This window comes from Streptomyces sp. NPDC031445 (genome assembly GCF_055581365.1).
In genome coordinates, this window is the sequence record NZ_JBVIJO010000004.1 from 497,454 (window position 1) to 514,900 (window position 17,447).

The 17,447-nt window shown below is 73.5% G+C and carries 17 protein-coding genes; 10 read left to right on the forward strand and 7 right to left on the reverse strand.

The genetic code is table 11. From position 1 onward, the window contains the following. Positions 1 to 33: 33 nt before the first annotated feature. From ACZ5DC_RS14990 to ACZ5DC_RS15005, 4 genes are all read right to left on the reverse strand, one after another. Positions 34 to 624 (reverse strand): malonic semialdehyde reductase, encoded by a 591-nt coding sequence (locus tag ACZ5DC_RS14990; protein WP_366754796.1) that lies wholly within the window; start codon positions 622 to 624, stop codon positions 34 to 36. A gap of 146 nt (positions 625 to 770) precedes the next feature. Then, positions 771 to 1,016, reverse strand: coding sequence for an exodeoxyribonuclease VII small subunit (locus tag ACZ5DC_RS14995; protein WP_468652748.1), 246 nt, complete (start codon positions 1,014 to 1,016; stop codon positions 771 to 773). Continuing rightward, entirely contained in the window at positions 1,013 to 2,221 is a 1,209-nt protein-coding gene (gene xseA, locus ACZ5DC_RS15000; RefSeq protein ID WP_468652750.1) for an exodeoxyribonuclease VII large subunit, read from the reverse strand. The genes ACZ5DC_RS14995 and xseA overlap by 4 nt, the downstream gene beginning before the upstream one ends. A 49-nt stretch (positions 2,222 to 2,270) precedes the next feature. Then, on the reverse strand, positions 2,271 to 3,638 hold the full coding sequence (locus ACZ5DC_RS15005; protein WP_468652752.1) for an APC family permease: 1,368 nt from the start codon (positions 3,636 to 3,638) through the stop codon (positions 2,271 to 2,273). A 64-nt stretch (positions 3,639 to 3,702) separates the two neighbouring features. Between ACZ5DC_RS15005 and ACZ5DC_RS15010 the strand changes: the two genes are divergently transcribed. Together ACZ5DC_RS15010 and ppgK are read left to right on the forward strand one after the other, a co-directional pair. Then, positions 3,703 to 4,719 (forward strand): 4-hydroxy-3-methylbut-2-enyl diphosphate reductase, encoded by a 1,017-nt coding sequence (locus ACZ5DC_RS15010; RefSeq protein WP_468652754.1) that lies wholly within the window; start codon positions 3,703 to 3,705, stop codon positions 4,717 to 4,719. A 29-nt stretch (positions 4,720 to 4,748) separates the two neighbouring features. After that, positions 4,749 to 5,495: a polyphosphate--glucose phosphotransferase gene (gene ppgK / locus ACZ5DC_RS15015; RefSeq protein ID WP_366759409.1), complete on the forward strand. Its 747-nt coding sequence runs from the start codon at positions 4,749 to 4,751 to the stop codon at positions 5,493 to 5,495. A gap of 87 nt (positions 5,496 to 5,582) precedes the next feature. On the opposite strand, the gene ACZ5DC_RS15020 is transcribed toward ppgK, so the two are convergent. Further along, positions 5,583 to 6,185, reverse strand: coding sequence for a DUF6542 domain-containing protein (locus ACZ5DC_RS15020; protein WP_468652756.1), 603 nt, complete (start codon positions 6,183 to 6,185; stop codon positions 5,583 to 5,585). Between the two features lie 185 nt (positions 6,186 to 6,370). Between ACZ5DC_RS15020 and ychF the strand changes: the two genes are divergently transcribed. Next, entirely contained in the window at positions 6,371 to 7,459 is a 1,089-nt protein-coding gene (gene ychF, locus ACZ5DC_RS15025; RefSeq protein WP_468652758.1) for a redox-regulated ATPase YchF, read from the forward strand. 72 nt (positions 7,460 to 7,531) lie between these two features. Here the strand turns inward: ychF and ACZ5DC_RS15030 are convergent, their stop codons facing one another. Next, positions 7,532 to 8,113: a Uma2 family endonuclease gene (locus tag ACZ5DC_RS15030; protein ID WP_468652760.1), complete on the reverse strand. Its 582-nt coding sequence runs from the start codon at positions 8,111 to 8,113 to the stop codon at positions 7,532 to 7,534. Positions 8,114 to 8,289: 176 nt separating this feature from the next. On the opposite strand from ACZ5DC_RS15030, the gene ACZ5DC_RS15035 reads away from it, so the two are divergent. Continuing rightward, positions 8,290 to 9,126, forward strand: coding sequence for an isocitrate lyase/PEP mutase family protein (locus tag ACZ5DC_RS15035; RefSeq protein ID WP_468652762.1), 837 nt, complete (start codon positions 8,290 to 8,292; stop codon positions 9,124 to 9,126). Between the two features lie 449 nt (positions 9,127 to 9,575). On the opposite strand, the gene ACZ5DC_RS15040 is transcribed toward ACZ5DC_RS15035, so the two are convergent. Next, positions 9,576 to 10,793 carry a serpin family protein gene (locus tag ACZ5DC_RS15040; RefSeq protein WP_468652764.1) on the reverse strand — a complete coding sequence of 406 codons (1,218 nt, stop codon included), beginning with the start codon at positions 10,791 to 10,793 and terminating at the stop codon, positions 9,576 to 9,578. 235 nt (positions 10,794 to 11,028) lie between these two features. On the opposite strand from ACZ5DC_RS15040, the gene ACZ5DC_RS15045 reads away from it, so the two are divergent. The 6 genes from ACZ5DC_RS15045 (at position 11,029) to ACZ5DC_RS15070 (ending at position 17,444) form a co-directional block, all read left to right on the forward strand. Next, positions 11,029 to 12,099, forward strand: coding sequence for a DUF4190 domain-containing protein (locus ACZ5DC_RS15045; RefSeq protein ID WP_468652766.1), 1,071 nt, complete (start codon positions 11,029 to 11,031; stop codon positions 12,097 to 12,099). 149 nt (positions 12,100 to 12,248) lie between these two features. Further along, on the forward strand, positions 12,249 to 13,001 hold the full coding sequence (locus ACZ5DC_RS15050) for a GntR family transcriptional regulator (RefSeq protein ID WP_468652768.1): 753 nt from the start codon (positions 12,249 to 12,251) through the stop codon (positions 12,999 to 13,001). A gap of 387 nt (positions 13,002 to 13,388) precedes the next feature. Next, a complete protein-coding gene (locus tag ACZ5DC_RS15055) occupies positions 13,389 to 13,580 on the forward strand; it encodes an SPOR domain-containing protein (protein ID WP_366759400.1) in 192 nt (63 codons plus the stop codon). 30 nt (positions 13,581 to 13,610) lie between these two features. Then, positions 13,611 to 14,036 carry a (deoxy)nucleoside triphosphate pyrophosphohydrolase gene (locus ACZ5DC_RS15060; protein WP_468652770.1) on the forward strand — a complete coding sequence of 142 codons (426 nt, stop codon included), beginning with the start codon at positions 13,611 to 13,613 and terminating at the stop codon, positions 14,034 to 14,036. Between the two features lie 113 nt (positions 14,037 to 14,149). Beyond that, positions 14,150 to 14,578 carry an ATP-binding protein gene (locus tag ACZ5DC_RS15065; RefSeq protein ID WP_468652772.1) on the forward strand — a complete coding sequence of 143 codons (429 nt, stop codon included), beginning with the start codon at positions 14,150 to 14,152 and terminating at the stop codon, positions 14,576 to 14,578. A gap of 277 nt (positions 14,579 to 14,855) precedes the next feature. After that, the gene (locus ACZ5DC_RS15070) at positions 14,856 to 17,444 is read left to right on the forward strand and encodes a SpoIIE family protein phosphatase (protein WP_468652774.1); all 2,589 of its coding nucleotides are present in this window, start codon (positions 14,856 to 14,858) and stop codon (positions 17,442 to 17,444) included. Positions 17,445 to 17,447 lie beyond the last annotated feature (3 nt).

Genomic DNA, 17,447 nt, shown 5'->3' on the forward strand with positions numbered 1-17,447 from the left:
TGCTCGCGGGCGGCCTCTCGGCGCCCGCGTGGCTCAGACGGTCGTGACGACGTCCTCGTAGGCCAGGCGCGGGCCGCGCGGGTACCAGGCGTCCGGGCCCGGCTTGCCGATGTTGACGACCATCAGCGGAGTGTGGTCGTCGTCCAGGAACTCCTTGCGGACGCCCTCGTGGTCGAAGCCGGTCATCGGGCCGGCGGCGAGGCCGGCGGCGCGGACGCCGACGATGAAGTAGGCGGCCTGGAGGGCGGCGTTCAGGGTGGCGGAGCCCTCGCGGGCCGGGCGCTCGGCGAAGATGACGTCCTTGGCCTGCGGGAAGGCCGGGAACAGGGCCGGCAGCTCCTCGTGGAACTCGTTGTCCGCGGAGAGGATCGCGACCAGCGGGGCGGTGGCGGTCTTGGCCCGGTTGCCCTCGGCCATGTGCTGCACCAGGCGCTCGCGGGCCTCGGCCGAGCGGACCAGGGTGATGCGCAGCGGGGTCTGGTTGAAGGCGGTGGGGCCGTACTTGACCAGGTCGTAGATCGCCTGGACCTGCTCCTCGGTCACCGGCTCCCCGGTGAAGGTGTTCGCGGTGCGGGCCTCGCGGAACAGCAGGTCCTGGGCGGCGGGGTCAAGAACGAGAGACATGGTGACTTTCCTCGGGGGCGCGTCCGGCCCGGGGTGCCGGACCGGCTGACGTCACCGACCCTACGACATGTGAGGTTTAACCTTCAACTAAATCGGCGGTGCGGTGACTCGCTTCACAACCCGGCGCGGCGCCCCCGCACCGCCCCCTACTCGCCGCCCCGCACCGCCTCCCCGTCCCCTTCGCCTTCCTCTTCCTCGGCCAGCGCCGCGTCCAGCCGGGCCCGGGCCCCCTCCAGCCAGCGCCGGCACACCCTGGCCAGCTCCTCGCCGCGCTCCCACAGCGCCAGCGACTCCTCCAGCGACGTACCGCCCGCCTCAAGCCGCCGTACGACCTCGATCAGCTCGTCGCGCGCCTGCTCGTACGACAGCGCCTCGTCCACCTTGCTCGTCATTCGCCCACCTTCACTGTGAATTCACCCTCGGCCACGCGGGCGCGCAGCGCCTCGCCCGCCGTCACCCCGGCCGGATCGCGCACCACGTGCCCGTCCGCCCGTTGCAGCACCGCGTAACCGCGCTGGAGCGTCGCCGCGGGGGAGAGGGCCACCACGCGCGCGTGCGTGTGTGTCAGCTCCGAGTCCGCCCGGTCCAGCAGGTGCCCCAGGGTCCGCCGGCTGCGCTGGAGGAGCGCCGCCACATGGTCGGCCCGCTCGTCGATCATCCGGTGCGGATCCTCTATCGAGGGCCGCGCCAGCGCGTGCGCCAGCCCCCGCTCCTCCCGTTCCAGATACGCGTGCACGCAGCGCCGCGCGCGGTCCCGCAGCATCCGCACCCGCTCCAGCTCCTCGCCGACGTCCGGCACGACCTTCTTCGCCGCGTCGGTCGGCGTGGAGGCGCGCAGGTCGGCGACGTGGTCCAGCAGCGGATTGTCCGGCTCGTGCCCGATCGCGGACACCACGGGCGTACGGCACTCGGCCACGGCCCGCACCAGCTGCTCGTCGGAGAAGGGCAGCAGGTCCTCCACGCTGCCGCCACCGCGCGCGACGATGATCACGTCCACCTCGTCGATCGCGTCGAGCTCCTTCACCGCCTGCACGACCTGCGGGACCGCGTGCACGCCCTGCACCGGGACGTTGCGCACCTCGAAGCGGACGGCGGGCCAGCGGTGCCGGGCGTTCTCCAGCACGTCCCGCTCCGCGGCGGAGGCCCGGCCGCACACCAGCCCGATCAGCTGCGGCAGGAACGGCAGCGGCTTCTTCCGCTCCGGCGCGAACAGACCCTCGGCCGCGAGGGCCTTCTTCAACTGCTCCAGCCGGGCCAGCAGCTCACCGACGCCGACGGGCCGTATCTCGGCGGCGCGCAGGGACAGCTGGCCGCGCGGGGCGTACCACTCGGGTTTCGCCAGGACGACGACACGCGCGCCCTCGCCGACGACGTCCGCGACCGCGTCGAACACCTGGCGGTAGCAGGTGACACTCACGGAGATGTCGTACGACGGGTCGCGCAGCGTCAGGAAGACGACGCCGGCGCCGGGGCGGCGGGACAGCTGCGCGATCTGCCCCTCGACCCACACCGCGCCGAGCCGGTCGATCCAGCCGCCGATCAGCCGGGAGACCTCGCCCACGGGCAGGGGGGTCTCGGGAGACGTGTTCACAGCCATGGCGTCGAGCGTAGTGGCCGCCACCGACAGTCCGGCCGCGCGCCGCAGCTCAGCCGCCGGGAACGTCCCGCCGCCCCCGCTGCCCCACCAGCACCAGCAGGCCGGTCACGAGCCACACGGCACCGACCACCTGCGCCACCCCCGCCGCCTCCACGACGACCGCCACCGTGATCGCCGCGCCGAGCAGCGGGACCAGTACGTGCCGCCACCAGCTCCACCGCCGTCGCCGCACCACGAAGTACCCCAGCACGCTCGCGTGCAGCAGCGTGAACGCGGACAGGGCCCCGATGTCGACCACCGACACCAGCTTGTCCAGCCCGTCGGCCCGGCGCGCCGCCCACCCGGCCGCGACCAGCGTGACCGCCGCCGCGCACAGCAGAGCCACCCGGGGCACACCGTCGTCCGTCCGGGACAGGGCCCGCGGCAGCCGCCGGTCGCGGCCCATCGCGAACAGCAGCCGCCCGGCCGCCGCCTGCCCGGCCAGCGCCGCGAACGCCGCCCCGACCGCCTTGCTCGCGGCCACCAGATCGTGCAGCCACGCGCCGACGGCGGAGTCCACCGCGTCGTAGAAGGCCGCACCCTGCGCCCCGGGGTCCCGTGCGAGCCGCGCGGACGTCACCGGCTCCAGCAGCGCCACCAGGTACGTCTGCGCCACGAACAGCACGCCGGCCAGCGCCAGGCAGAACAGCAGCGCCCGTGCCACCTTCTCCGAGCCCCCGGTGACCTCCTCGGCGAACGCGGCGATCGCGTCGAAGCCCAGGTAGGACAGGACCGCCACCGACACCGCGCCGATCACCGCCGACAGCGCGAACGCGCCCTGCGTGCCGTCCCCGGTCAGCGGCGACAGCACCCCCCGCTGCGCCCCGTCCCGCGCCAGCACCACGGCCGCCGACACCACGAACACCAGCAGGACCACGATCTCCAGGGCCAGCACCAGGAAGCCCACGCGCGCGGCGGCCCGTACGCCCCACAGGTTGAGGAGCGTGGTGACGACCACGGCCAGCGCCGTCCACACCCACCGGGACACCCCGGGGACCAGCGCGTTCATCGCGATGCCGGAGAAGAGGTAGGCCACCGCGGGGATGAGCACGTAGTCGAGCATCGCCATCCAGCCCGCGACGAACCCGGCCCCGTTGCCGAGTCCCGCGCGCGCGTAGGCGAAGACCGACCCGGCCCGCGGCACGACCCGCACCATCTGCGCGTAGCTGAAAGCGGTGAACGCCATCGCGGCCGTGGCCACCACGTACACCAGCGCCACCGCGCCGTGCGACTTCGCGTCGAGCGTGCCGAACACCCCGACCGGTGCCATCGGCGCGATGAACAGCAGCCCGTAGACCACGAGGTCCCGGAAGCCGAGGCTGCGCCGCAGCCGCTGGTGCGCGCCGGTCGCGGAGGCTGTCGTTCCGGTGTCGGACATACGCCCAAGTCTTCCCCGCGCGGTCGTGGCCACGCGATCTCCGCGCCCCGGACGCGGCCTTACGATGGGACGCATGACCGCTTCCTCTGGCCGCCGTGTCCTGCTCGCCGCCCCCCGGGGTTACTGCGCCGGCGTGGACCGCGCCGTGATCGCCGTCGAGAAGGCCCTGGAACAGTACGGGGCCCCGATCTACGTCCGGCACGAGATCGTCCACAACAAGTACGTCGTGCAGACCCTGGAGAAGAAGGGCGCGATCTTCGTCGAGCGCACGGAGGAGGTGCCGCCCGGCAACATCGTCATGTTCTCCGCGCACGGCGTCGCCCCCGTCGTGCACGAGGAGGCCCGCCAGGGCCGGCTCGCCACCATCGACGCCACCTGCCCCCTGGTCACCAAGGTCCACAAGGAAGCCGTCCGGTACGCCAATGAGGACTACGACATCCTCCTGATCGGCCACGAGGGCCACGAGGAGGTCATCGGCACCTCCGGCGAGGCCCCCGAACACATCCAGCTCGTCGACGGCCCCGAGGACGTCGCCAAGGTCGAGGTCCGCGACCCGTCCAAGGTGGTCTGGCTCTCCCAGACCACCCTCTCCGTGGACGAGACCATGGAGACCGTCGACGCCCTGAAGACGAAGTTCCCCGGCCTCGTCTCCCCGCCCAGCGACGACATCTGCTACGCCACCCAGAACCGGCAGCTCGCCGTGAAGCAGATGGGCGCCGAGGCCGAGCTGGTCATCGTCGTCGGCTCGCGCAACTCCTCCAACTCCAAGCGGCTGGTCGAGGTCGCCAAGCTCGCCGGCGCCCGCGAGGCGTACCTGGTGGACTTCGCCGACGAGATCGACGAGACCTGGCTGGAGGGCGTGACGACCGTCGGCGTCACCTCCGGCGCCTCCGTGCCCGACGTGCTGGTCGAGCAGGTCCTGCAGTGGCTCGCCGAGCGCGGCTACGGCGACGTGGAGATCGTCAAGGCCGCCGAGGAGTCGATCACCTTCTCGCTGCCCAAGGAACTCCGCCGCGACCTGCGCGAGGAGGCGGCCGCCCTGGTCGCCGAGCGCGGCGGGAGCGGCACCTCCGTGGCGTGACCGTCAGTGGTCCGTCGTAACGTGGTGCCATGCAGATCTTCGGCGTGGACATCGGCGGATCCGGCATCAAGGGCGCCCCAGTGGATCTGGACCGGGGCGACCTGGCCCAGGAGCGCTGCAAGGTGCTCACCCCGCACCCGGCGACGCCCGAGGGCGTGGCCGACGGGGTCAAACAGGTGGTGGACCACTTCGGGTGGACGGGCCCGGTCGGCCTGACCTTCCCCGGCGTGGTCACCGGCGGGGCCACGGTCCGTACGGCGGCGAACGTCGACAAGAGCTGGATCGACACGGACGCGCGCGCGTTGTTCAGCGGCCGGCTCGGCGGCCTGCCGGTGACCGTGGTCAACGACGCGGACGCGGCGGGCGTCGCCGAGATGGAGTTCGGCGCCGGCCGGGACCGCAAGGGCACGGTCGTCCTGCTCACCTTCGGCACGGGCATCGGCAGCGCCGTCTTCGTGGACGGCGTCCTGCTCCCCAACACCGAGCTGGGCCACCTGGAGCTGGACGGCCACGACGCCGAGAAGCGCGCCTCCAGCAAGGTCAAGGAGGACCACGACCTCAGCTGGGAGCAGTGGGCGCACCGCGTCCAGAAGTACCTGGCCCACGTGGAGATGCTGTTCTCGCCGGAGCTGTTCATCATCGGCGGCGGGGTCAGCCGCAAGGCGAACAAGTTCCTGCACCTCATCGAGGGCGTCAAGGCCGAGATCGTCCCCGCCCAGCTGCAGAACAACGCGGGGATCGTGGGCGCGGCGATGAGGGCGGCCCAGCGCGGCTAGCTGTACGGTCCGGGGCACGGCGGGCCGGCGTCGGTGGAGGGCGCCGGCGCTTCCGTGCCGGCCGGGGCAGCCGCCGGCCCTCCGGCGTCAGCCCGGGTGGTGCCGGCGTCGCCGTACCCACCGCACCCGGCGGACGAGCACGATCACCCCGGTGGCGAGCGTTCCCGCGTACAGCCAGCCCGCCTGGGTGGCGAGCCCGGTGACCAGCCCCATCAGGCTGCCGAGCAGCCCCCCGCCGCCCTCGGCGACCGGCACCAGCCCGACGGCGAACGCGATCGGTACGACGACGGGCGCCGTCAGCACGTCCCCGCCGCGCACCCACAGCGCGGTCAGCACGCACACCGGCAGGAACAGCACGCCGTAGACCGTCGGGGAGGCGCCGAACAGCAGCTGGTCCAGCCAGCCGAGCAGGAACATGGCCGCGAGGCAGAACAGCCCGCTGCCGAGCCCGGTCAGCCGCGGGTTGGGCAGCCGGCCGCCCGCCGCGGCGGGCCGTGCCTCCCGCACCGGGCGCGCGGCCGGCCCGCCGCCCGGCGCGGCCCGGCGCACACCGTCCCGGGCGGGCCGGCGCAGACCGCCGGGCCCGCGCTCGCCGCCCACCGGGCGCCGTCCCTGCGCCGGCAGCGGGGCCGACGGGGGCGTGCCGCGTCGCGGTCCGTCGTTCGGGGGTCGCGATCCGTATTGCTCCACAGGGACCAACCTAGGTCTGTTTATGTGCCGAATCGGCCGTGAGACACGCCGATGGCCAGAGCTTGGCCGGACGATCACCGCCGTCGTGAGGCGGGCGGGCCGGACGCCGTAAACTGGTGGATCGGCCAGTGTCGGTCTCTGGCCCCTGGCAGCCCCTGGCCCACTCAACTACGGGAAGTCGCAACGTGTCGCTCACGATCGGAATCGTCGGCCTGCCCAATGTCGGCAAGTCGACCCTGTTCAACGCCCTGACCAAGAACGACGTGCTGGCGGCCAACTACCCGTTCGCCACGATCGAGCCGAACGTCGGCGTCGTCGGCGTGCCCGACGGCCGCCTCGCCAAGCTCGCCTCGATCTTCAAGTCCGAGCGCATCCTTCCGGCCACGGTCGACTTCGTCGACATCGCCGGCATCGTGCGCGGTGCCTCGGAGGGCGAGGGCCTGGGCAACAAGTTCCTCGCGAACATCCGCGAGTCCGACGCGATCTGCCAGGTCATCCGCGCCTTCAAGGACGAGAACGTCGTCCACGTCGACGGCAAGGTCTCGCCGAAGGACGACATCGAGACGATCAACACCGAGCTGATCCTCGCCGACCTCCAGACCATCGAGAAGGTCCTGCCCCGGCTCCAGAAGGAGTCCCGGATCAAGAAGGACGTCGCGCCCAAGGTCAAGGCCGTCGAGGAGGCCAAGGAGATCCTGGAGAAGGGCGACACGCTCTTCGCGCACGGCATCGTCCAGGGCAGTGAGCGCGCCGAGCTCCTGCACGACCTGCACCTGCTCACCACCAAGCCCTTCCTCTACGTCTTCAACGTCGACGAGGACGAGCTGGTGGACGAGGAGTTCAAGAACGAGCAGCGCGCCCTGGTCGCCCCCGCCGAGGCGATCTTCCTCAACGCCAAGCTGGAGGCCGACCTCGCCGAGCTGGACGAGGAGGAGGCCCTGGAGCTCCTCCAGTCCGTCGGCCAGGACGAGCCCGGCCTCGCCACCCTCGCCCGCGTCGGCTTCGACACCCTCGGCCTGCAGACGTACCTGACCGCGGGCCCCAAGGAGTCCCGCGCCTGGACGATCAAGAAGGGCGCGACGGCCCCCGAGGCGGCCGGTGTCATCCACACCGACTTCCAGAAGGGCTTCATCAAGGCCGAGGTCATCTCCTTCGGCGACCTGGTCGAGGCCGGCTCGGTCGCCGACGCCCGCGCCAAGGGCAAGGCGCGCATGGAGGGCAAGGACTATGTGATGCAGGACGGGGACGTGGTGGAGTTCCGGTTCAACGTGTGACCGGGCAGCGTGCGGGTCGGAAGGGGCCGGACTCATCGGAGCCCGGCCCCTTCCGCGTTCCCGCGCCGACTCCTAGTCGCTCCGCCGCGGGGTGAGCTTGTCGAGATCCAGGCTGATCTCGAAAGGCACAGGGCGCTTCAGGGTGCCCCGGAAGATGCCGGCGGGCGCGTAGACGCCGGTCGGTTCGTCGAGTTCGTAGACGTGGACGACAGCGGCGCCGCTGTCGTCCTCGACGCACCAATAGTGCGGGATCTTGGCCTCCGCGTACTTGTGCAGCTTGACTGTGCGGTCACGGGGGGCTGACTCCGGCGAGACGACCTCGACGACGAGCTGGACCTCTTCCGGCGCGTACCACGTGCGGTCCGGATCGTAAGGGGCGGTCGTCACGAGCAGATCCGGCTCCGGCCGGTTGCGCTCGTCAAGGCGGATCGTCATCTCCCGCTCGACTTCGAAACCGGCGGGTGCGGCCGCCATGAGCGTGGTGGTGAGGGAAGTGACGAGGCGGCCGTGCCACGACCGCTGGGGCGACAGCATGAAGACGAGGGCTCCGTCGATCAGCTCGGTGTGGCGGGGCGCCTCGGGAAGGCGGTCCAGGTCCTCCGCGAACCAGCCTTCCTCGCGCGGCGGGCGCATCCAGTCGGGCAGTGCGGTCATGGCTCAACCGTAGCGACTCGACGAGGCCCGAGCCACGAGATCGTCAACGGGGCGCAGCGGAGAGGGAGCCGTCCGAATACCGCCCTCGCTCCGAACGTCTGTGCGACGATCCGTTCACGATCGTCACCCGAACCGCCGGCACACGGCTGTGCCGACCACGAAAGGCACCGCGAACCATGACAGTCGACCAGAGCACCAGGGCCAAGGCGCGGCGGCTGCGCGCGCTCGGCTCCGAGTCCGTCCTCGTGCTGCCCAACGCCTGGGACGCGGGCAGCGCCGCCGTGATGGCCGCCGCCGGCGCCCAGGCGATCGCCACCACCAGCGGCGGTGTCGCCTGGTCCCTCGGCAAGGGCGACGGCGAGCGGGCCCACCGCGACGAGATGCTCGCGGCCGCCGCGCGGATCGCCGCCGCGGTCGAGGTCCCGGTGACCGTGGACATCGAGGGCGGCTACGGCGCGGCCCCGGACGAGGTGGCGAAGACGGTCACCGCGGTGGTCGCCGCCGGAGCGGTGGGCGTCAACCTGGAGGACTCCAGGGCCCCCGGCGGCCCGCTGTTCGCCCCCGAGGAGCAGGCCGAGCGGATCGCGGCGGTGCGTGCCGCCGCGACCTCGGCGGGGCTGCCCGAGCTGGTGATCAACGCCCGTACGGACGTGTACCTGTTCGGCATCGGGGAGGAGTCCGGCCGGCTGGAGGACGTGCTGGCCCGCGCCGCCGCCTACGAGCAGGCGGGTGCGGACGGCATCTTCGTGCCCGGCCTGCTGGACCTGGCCGTCCTCGGCGAGCTGACCGCCCGCTCCCCGCTGCCGGTGAACGCCATGGCCGGCCCCGGCGGCCCCGGCGTGGCCGAGCTGGCCGAGGCCGGGGTGCGCCGCGTCAGCGTCGGCACCGCGGTCGCCCAGGCCGCGTACACGGCGGCCCGCCGCGCCACCCTGGAACTCCTCGGCTCCGGCACCTACGAGGAACTCACCGACGCGCTGGACTTCTCCCGCATGAACGGCCTCTTCGGCGCCTGAGCCCGGCCGGGCGGGGCAGGCGCCGGCCACACCGGCCCCGCGAACCCGCTCGGCCCCTCCGCGGCCGACACACGTGCTGCCGGTGCCGCGGGGGCTCGATGCCGAGCGGGTCGCGGCGGATCCCGGGGCTCCGGTCCAGCCGGCTCCGGCTCTGCGGACCGCCGCCGCCCGGCCGCGCGACCGGCCGCACCGGACGGCACGGTCACCCGGCGGACCCCTCATGCGGCCACTTGGTGCCCGGCGGGCCGGCGCGGCCACCGCCGTCCGCGGAGCCGCCGCCGTGCCCGGCCCCCGCACCGCCGCCGTCGCGGCATCCCGGACAGACCCGCCTTCCGCGGGCGTGTGTCCCGGTCCGCCTCCGGGGCCCGGCCGCGTTCAGCCCCGCCCCCCGTGCCGTCCCCGTCCGGGCCCCGCCGGCTTCCCGCTGCCGCCAGGCCGCCCGAGCCGTGTCAGCCGACGGGGGACGCCACCGGGTACGGTGCCGGTTCCGTCACCCAGCCCGCCGCCAGTACCAGGCGGGACTCGCGGTCGGTGGCCAGGAAGGCGAAGGGGCGGTCGAAGGCGACGCGGACGACCGTCGTCTCGTACCGGTACTGCGGGACCCCGCCGGCCGGCACCGGCATGACCGCCGTCACCGCCGCCGCCCGGAAGCCCAGCGCGCCGAACTGGGCCACGGCCGACTGGCGGGCCTCGCCGACGGCCAGCGGGTGAGGGCTCACCCCCGGGAAGTGACCGGTCGCGGTGTCCGTCGCCGTGCCGAGGCCGAACAGGCCGGGCAGGGCGAGCAGATCGTGGTCGGCCCGTACCTCGTACGCCACCGTCGTGACGTCCAGCGTCGTCGGCTGCGGCGCGGTCGCCGGCTGCTGCTCCACGTGCAGACCGGGACCCACGTGCCCGTGCGGGAGCGCGCCGCCCCCGGTCAGCGGCAGACCGCGCTCCACGATCCCCACCCCGGCCGCCAGTACCTGACCCGGCGTCATCCGTTCCTCGCCCAGCACCAGATGGACGTCGACGCCGTTGTCCCCGGGCACCGTCAGCGCGGTGACGAAGCCGTCCGGCGTGCCCGCCACCCCCACCCGGTCCGGCCGCACGCTGCGCCGGTGCAGTCCGCGCAGGGCGCGGCCCCGCCAGGGACCGGAGCCGGGCCGCAGCGGCCGCTCCTCGAACGGCTGCCGCCACCGGGTGCGCAGCGCGAGGGCGCTGGCCAGCACCATCCGCGCCTCCCGGGTCAGCGTCACCGGCATGCGCTCGACCAGTCCGCCGGTCCGCTCGGCCGCCCAGGCGTCCAGCCGCTCCTGCGCGGTGACGAGGTCGTCGCCGAAGACCCCGTGGGTCCCGGCGGGCAGCCCGGTCCGCCACTCCTCCCGCAGGGCCAGCCCGTGGTGCGTCCACAGGCCGAGCGCCGCGTCCAGACCGGCGACCCCGGCCAGCCCGGCCAGCAACTCCCGCGCGGCACCGGCCGCCTGCTCGGCGGGCACGCCCAGCGCGCCGGCCAGTTCCGCGCGCGCCGGGCCGGCCGCGCCGTCGGCCAGGAAGGCCAGCAGCGGCCACACACCCGGCGCGGAGAACACCGTGCCCTCGCCGTCCAGGGCCTGCGCCCACCGGGCCGTCAGCCCGTTCACCCGCCCGACGGCCTCCCCGGCCACCGTGCTCGTCCCCACCCGCATTCCGCCCCCGTTCCGGTCACGCTTACCATGCGGCCAGTCGTACGTCAGTCCAGCCGCCGGCCGGCCGCCGGTCCCCTGTGCCGCCGCCGCCCGATCCAGGAGCACGGTACCGGTGTCCCTCCCCCCGCCTCCGGGCCCCCACCAGCCACGGGAGCCGTTCCAGCCACCCCGGCCGCAGCCGCCGGAGCCGTACGGCCCGCCGCCGTACCCTCAACAGCCGGGCGGCTCAACCGGGTTGCCCGCCTATCAGCCGTGGGCGCAGGGCTACCACCCCTACAACCACCCCGCGCCGGTCAACGGCCTCGCCATCGCCTCCCTGGTGTTCGGGGTGCTGTGCTGCCTGCCCGGGGTGGGGCTGGTGCTCGGGCTGGCCGGGCTGCGCCAGATCCGCCGGCGCGGCGAGCGCGGCACGGGGCTGGCCGTGGGCGGCGCGGCGCTGTCCGGGGTGGGGCTCGTGCTGTGGGCGCTGCTGCTCGCGACGGGCGGCGCCTCGGCGCTGTGGCACGGGTTCGAGGACGGCGCACGCGACGGCCGGACCCTCGCGCCGGCCAAGGGCGAGTGCTTCGACACGCCGGGGGGCACGCTCAGCGGTGACACCTACGACGTGGACGAGGTCCCTTGCGCCGGCGCGCACGACGGCGAGGTGTTCGCGACCGTCACGCTCCCCGGCGGCTCCTACCCGGGCGAGGACGCGGTCGCCGACACCGCCGACGAGCGCTGCTGGAGCCTCAAGGACGGCTACGCGATGGACGGCTGGGCGGTCCCGCGAGACGTCGACGTGTACTACCTGACGCCGACCGAGGACGGCTGGGCCGCCGGGGACCGCGAGATCACCTGCGTGTTCGGCAGCACCGCCGAGGGCGAGGACCTGACCGGGTCGCTGCGCAACGACGAGACCGTCCTCGACGCCGACCAGGTCGCCTATCTGAGGGCCGCTCACGTCCTCAACGCCGCCCTGGACACCGCTCCTGACGAGGAGTACGTCGAGGACGACCTGCCGGGGCACAAGGCCTGGGCGGGCCGGGTGTCGGCCGCGCTGGGCGAACAGGCCCGGATGCTGCGCGCGCACGAGTGGCCCGCCGGCGCCCGCGGGCCCGTGACCGCGCTCGCCGCCGGCCTGGACAAGGCGCGCGCGCAGTGGGCCGAGGCCGCGCGGGCCGGGGACGCGGACGCCTTCTACGAGCACTGCGACGCCGGCTTCGGCCTCATCGACCCGTCCCGGGGGGCCGCCGCGCGCAGGGCCCTGGGGCTCGCCACCACCGTGCCGGCCGGCGACGACGGATCCGACGCGAGCGTCCAGGTGTGAGAGCGGGCCTGTCCTGGGCAGACAGGGCCTGGGTGAAGCACTCCCCGGACTTTTGTCATCACATCGAGTGATTCTCTGGCCTTTGCTTGCACGGCTCAACCCACGGTTGCCAGGCTGTTGCTGTCTGTACAACCTGATGGGAGCGGCCAGTGACTTTCGGTGAGCAGCCGGCGTACCTGCGTGTCGCGGGTGATCTCCGCAAGAAGATCGTCGACGGTTCACTGCCGCCCCACACCCGCCTGCCCTCGCAGGCCCGCATCCGCGAGGAGTACGGCGTCTCGGACACGGTCGCGCTGGAGGCCCGCAAGGTGCTGATGGCCGAGGGGCTGGTCGAGGGCCGCTCCGGCTCGGGGACGTACGTGCGCGAGCGGCCCGTGCCCCGGCGGGTCGCCCGCTCCGGATACCGTCCGGCCGGCGGCGCCACCCCGTTCCGCCAGGAGCAGTCCGACGCCTCGGCGCGCGGTACCTGGGAGTCCAGCAGCGAGCAGACCGAGGCCGGCGCGGCCATCGCCGAGCGGCTCGCGATCCAGGCCGGCGACCGGGTCATGCGCACCAAGTACCTGTTCCGGGAGGGCGGCGAGCCCATGATGCTCTCCACCTCCTGGGAACCCCTCGCCGTCACCGGCCGCACCCCGGTGATGCTCCCCGAGGAGGGGCCGCTCGGCGGCATGGGCGTGGTCGAGCGCATGCGGGCCATCGACGTCGTCGTGGACAACGTCACCGAGGAGGTCGGCGCCCGCCCCGGCCTCGCCGAGGAACTGCACCTGCTCGGCGGCGTCCCCGGGCACGTGGTCCTCGTCGTCCAGCGCACCTACTTCGCCTCCGGGCGCCCGGTGGAGACCGCCGACGTGGTCATCCCGGCCGACCGCTACCGGGTCGCCTACCACTTGCCCGTCCGGTGAACGCCCCCGTCCGGACCGTCGTCCGCGCACCCCTCCGCGTGAGGTAGCGCACATTCCGATGCGCCGTCCGGGCCGCCGGCGTGCCGTACCGCTCCCGGCGCCGCCGCGCGAGCCGCAGTGATCCGGCCGTTCTCGCAGGTGGTCCGGGGCGCCTTCGGCATGCCCCCGCCCCGGGACAGCCGTGCTGCCGACGGCGCGTTCGGTCTCGTGCGCCCCCGGCGTTCTGGCTCGATGCGTACCTCTTTGTGAAAAGCCGTATTCGCAGCGTGAAGGTTGGGCGTACGCTCGGGCATATGCGGATTGCGGTTTCCTTAGACGGGGCGCGGCGGGGGGCCGGGCCCGGGGGAGGGCGGGGCGGTGCGAGAAGGAGCGCGGGCGGTGGGGGCCATGAGTGAGGGCACGGTGTCCCTGCCCTGGATCGTGATACGGCAGGACGACAACGGCAATCGCTACCGCGTCGGCCGGTACGCGACCCGCGCCGAGGCGCAGCAGATCGCCGACAGCCTCGACGACCGGGGGCACAAGCAGCTCTACTGGGTCGAGCGCATCGGCCAGAACGGGGACGGCGCGCAGAACTGACCGGTCGCGCGCTCCCGTAGGCTCCGCCCCATGACGCGTACGACTTCCGGGGCGGAACGGACCGTGGTGGTGGGGGCCGCCCTGCTCGACGGCGGCAGACTGCTGGCCGCGCGCCGCAGCGCACCCGCCGACCTGGCCGGACGCTGGGAGCTGCCCGGCGGCAAGGTCGAGGCGGGGGAGCGGCCCGAGGACGCGCTGGTGCGCGAACTGCGCGAGGAACTGGGCGTCGACGCCGAGCCGGTCGACCGCGTGCCCGGCCAGTGGCCGCTGCGGACGCCGTACGTCCTCCAGGTGTGGACCGTCCGCCTGCTCCCCGGTTCGCCCCCGCCCCGGCCCCTCCAGGACCACGACGAGCTGCGCTGGCTGACGCCGGACCGGATCTGGGAGGTCGACTGGCTCGACCAGGACGTCCCCGCGGTCCGCGAGGCGATGGCCGTGATCGGGCACGGGGTGTAGGCGCACGGCCCCCCGGCGGGACGCGCCCGTTCGTGCCACAGTGCGCCCTCTCACGCGGTACTGCCGCCGGGATATCGGGTATGGGCCCATTAACCCCATGAAATCGGACATGGGTGGGCTCGCTGGCCTGGGAAGTGATCGGCGTGATCGACACCGATGGCGACTGCGCCGAGTGGACGTTTCCCGCGGAACCGGGCGCCGTGCGCAGCGCCCGCGCGGCGGTCCGCTCCCAGCTGCACGGCTGGCAGCTGGACTGCGTCGCCGACCTCGCCGCGTTGCTGGTCAGCGAGCTGGTCACCAACGCGCTGCGGCACGCCACCGGTCCCATCGGCGTACGGCTCGTCCGCCCCGCCGGGCTCGACGGCATCCTGCGCGTGGAGGTCTCCGACCCGCTCCCCGACCTGCCGCGCGAGCGCGTCGCCCACCCCGAGGACGAGAGCGGACGCGGCCTTCAGCTGGTCGCCGGCTCCTCGCTCAGCTGGGGCACCCGGCCCGCCGCCACCGGAAAGACCGTCTGGTTCGAACTGGCGGTGCCCGGGTGACGGCTCGGCACGGCACGCGCAGGGGCACAGGGGTGTACAGCCGACGGCGTGCCGTCCATCGTGCGCGCCGGGGGCGCACGTGGTCCCGCGGTGTGTGGTTCGGTGGTGTGTTCCCTGGTTAGAAGAGTGGGAGTGTTGTCACGGACCGGTCCTAAAAGCACCTGGACCGTGCTGTGATCGTGAACACCGTGTTGTGCGGCGCCGTAGTGCTGGATACTGCGGGCAGCCGCCCCCGGTGACCGGTGCCGGACGCGGTGAGCTGGAGGGGACGGTTCGCGTGAGCGAGATACCAGCGAAGGCCACGGAGTCCGAGGACCCGTCGGACGGCGCGAGGAGGCAGGCCGCGGAGGCCGCCGCGGCACCCGGTGACGCCATGTGGCAGAGCAGTCCGCCCGGTTCCATCTACGACTACATCAAGGTCGCGTCCTTCTCCATCAGCCCCGGCGGGCTGGTCGACCAGTGGAGCCTGCGCGCCGAGCAGCTCTTCGGCATCCCCGCCGCACGCGCCGTCGGCATGGACCCCATAGAGGCCTTCATCGACCCCGATCTGCGCGAGCGCGGCCAGCGGAAGATGGCCGAGATCCTCGACGGCCGGGAGTGGACCGGAGTAGTGCCGTTCCGGATGCCCGACCGGCCGGACGGCACGCGCGGTGAAGAGGGCCTGGCCGAGGTGTACGTCATGCCGACGCGCACCGCCGAGGGCGACAAGGCGGCCGTGTGCATCGTCGTGGACGTCCGCACGCTGCGCAGCATCGAGACCGACCTCGCCGCCTCGCAGGCCATCTTCGGTCAATCCCCTTTCGGCTTCCTGCTGATCGACCCCGATCTGCGGGTGCGCCGCGCCAACAAGCGGTTCGCCTCCATCTTCGGCGGCACCCCGGACGACCACCGGGGCAAGGGAGTCCACGACTACCTGCCGCGCGGCGAGGCCGAGCGGGTCTCGGCCACGCTGCGACGGGTGCTGGAGAGCGGCGAGTCCATCACCGACATGCACGTCACCGGCTTCGTCCCGGGTTCCGAGGAACGCCGGCACTGGTCGGTCAACCTCTACCGCGTGCAGAGCGGCAGCGGCCGGCCCATCGGCATCGCCTGGCTCGGCACCGACATCACCTCCCGTCGCGCCGCCGCCCGTGAGGCCGCCGCCGCCCGGCGCAACCTCGCCCTGCTCAACGAGGCCGGCGCCCGCATAGGCAACTCCCTCGACCTGGAGACCACGGCCCGCGAACTCCTCGACGTCGTCGTCCCCGGCTTCTGCGACCTCGCCACCGTCGACCTCTACCAGGGCCTGCTGACCGGCGACGAGACCCCGCCCGGCCTCGCCGACGGCAGTGCCGAACTGCGCCGCGTCGCCTACGCCAGCGCCGTCTCCGGCGCGCCCTTCGGCAGTTCCGGCAAGCGCGTCGAGGTCGGCGCGGTCCACCACTTCCCGTTCACCTCGCCCTGCGCGGACGCCCTGCGCACCGCCCGCCCGCAGCACGTGCCCCCCGAGGAGGGCGGTCTCGTGCAGTCCACGCTGGCGGTGCCGATGGTCGCCCACGACACGGTCGTGGGACTCGCGCAGTTCGCCCGGACGAAGGGCAGCGAGCCGTTCGGCGACCGCGACCGGGACCTCGCGGTCGAACTGGCCGCACGGGCCGCCGTCTGCATCGACAACGCACGCCTGTACCGCCGGGAGCACGAACGGGCGTTGATACTGCAACGCTCCCTGCTCCCGCCCGGCGACCCCGAGGCGTCCGGCCTGGACATCGCCTGCCGCTACCTCCCCGGCAACGCGGCGACGGAGGTGGGCGGGGACTGGTTCGACGTCATCGAACTCCCCGGTCACCGCACGGCCCTGGTGGTCGGGGACGTCATGGGCCGGGGCCTCAGGGCGGCGGTGGCGATGGGCGAACTCCGCACCGCCGTGCGCACGCTGGCCCTGCTGGACCTGGAACCGGCAGAAGTGCTCTCGGCGTTGGACGAGATCGCGCGGGGCCTCGGCACGCCCGGCGGCATCCAGCAGGCGACCCGGACGGCCCGTCAGCCCCGGGACGCGGACCTCTCCGAGGTGTACCTCGCGACCTGCGTGTACGCCGTGTACGACTCCGTCACCCGACGCTGCACGTTCGCCAACGCCGGGCATCTGCCGCCGGTGCTGGTCGAGCCCGGTGAGGCGGCGCTGATGCTCGACGTGCCGCCCGGCATGCCGCTGGGCGTGGGCGGGGAGCCGTTCGAGGAGGTCGAGGTCGAACTCCCGGAGGGCGCACTGCTCGCGCTCTACACGGACGGCCTGGTCGAATCCCGTGACCACCCGCTGGACGAGGGGCTCCAGGCCTTCGTCGGCGCGCTCACCGACCCCTCCCAGCCCCTGGAGGACGTGTGCGACCACGTCCTCAACACCCTCGACACCCACCACGGCGAGGACGACATCGCCCTGCTGATGGCCCGGGTGCAGGGGCTGCCCGCCGAGTCCGTCGGCGACTGGACGCTGCCGCGCGAGCCGCGCAGTGTGGGCCGGGCCCGGGAGTACGCCCGCGGACAGCTGCTCTCCTGGGACCTGGAGCCGCTGGTCGACACGACGGAACTGCTGGTCAGCGAGCTGGTGACGAACGCGCTGCGGTACGGCGAGGGCGACATCAGGCTACGGCTGCTGCTGGACCGCACCCTGGTCTGCGAGGTCTGGGACTCCGGCCTGGTCCAGCCCCGGCGCCGCCGCGCCCGGGACACCGACGAGGGCGGACGCGGGCTCCAGCTGGTCGGGCTGCTCAGCGCGGCCTGGGGCTCCCGGCGGACGCCTCGCGGCAAGACGGTGTGGTTCGAGTTGCCGCTGCCCGGCGCGGACGGCGGCCTCACCGACCCGGCGGAGGCCCTGCTGAGCCTGTTCTGACCC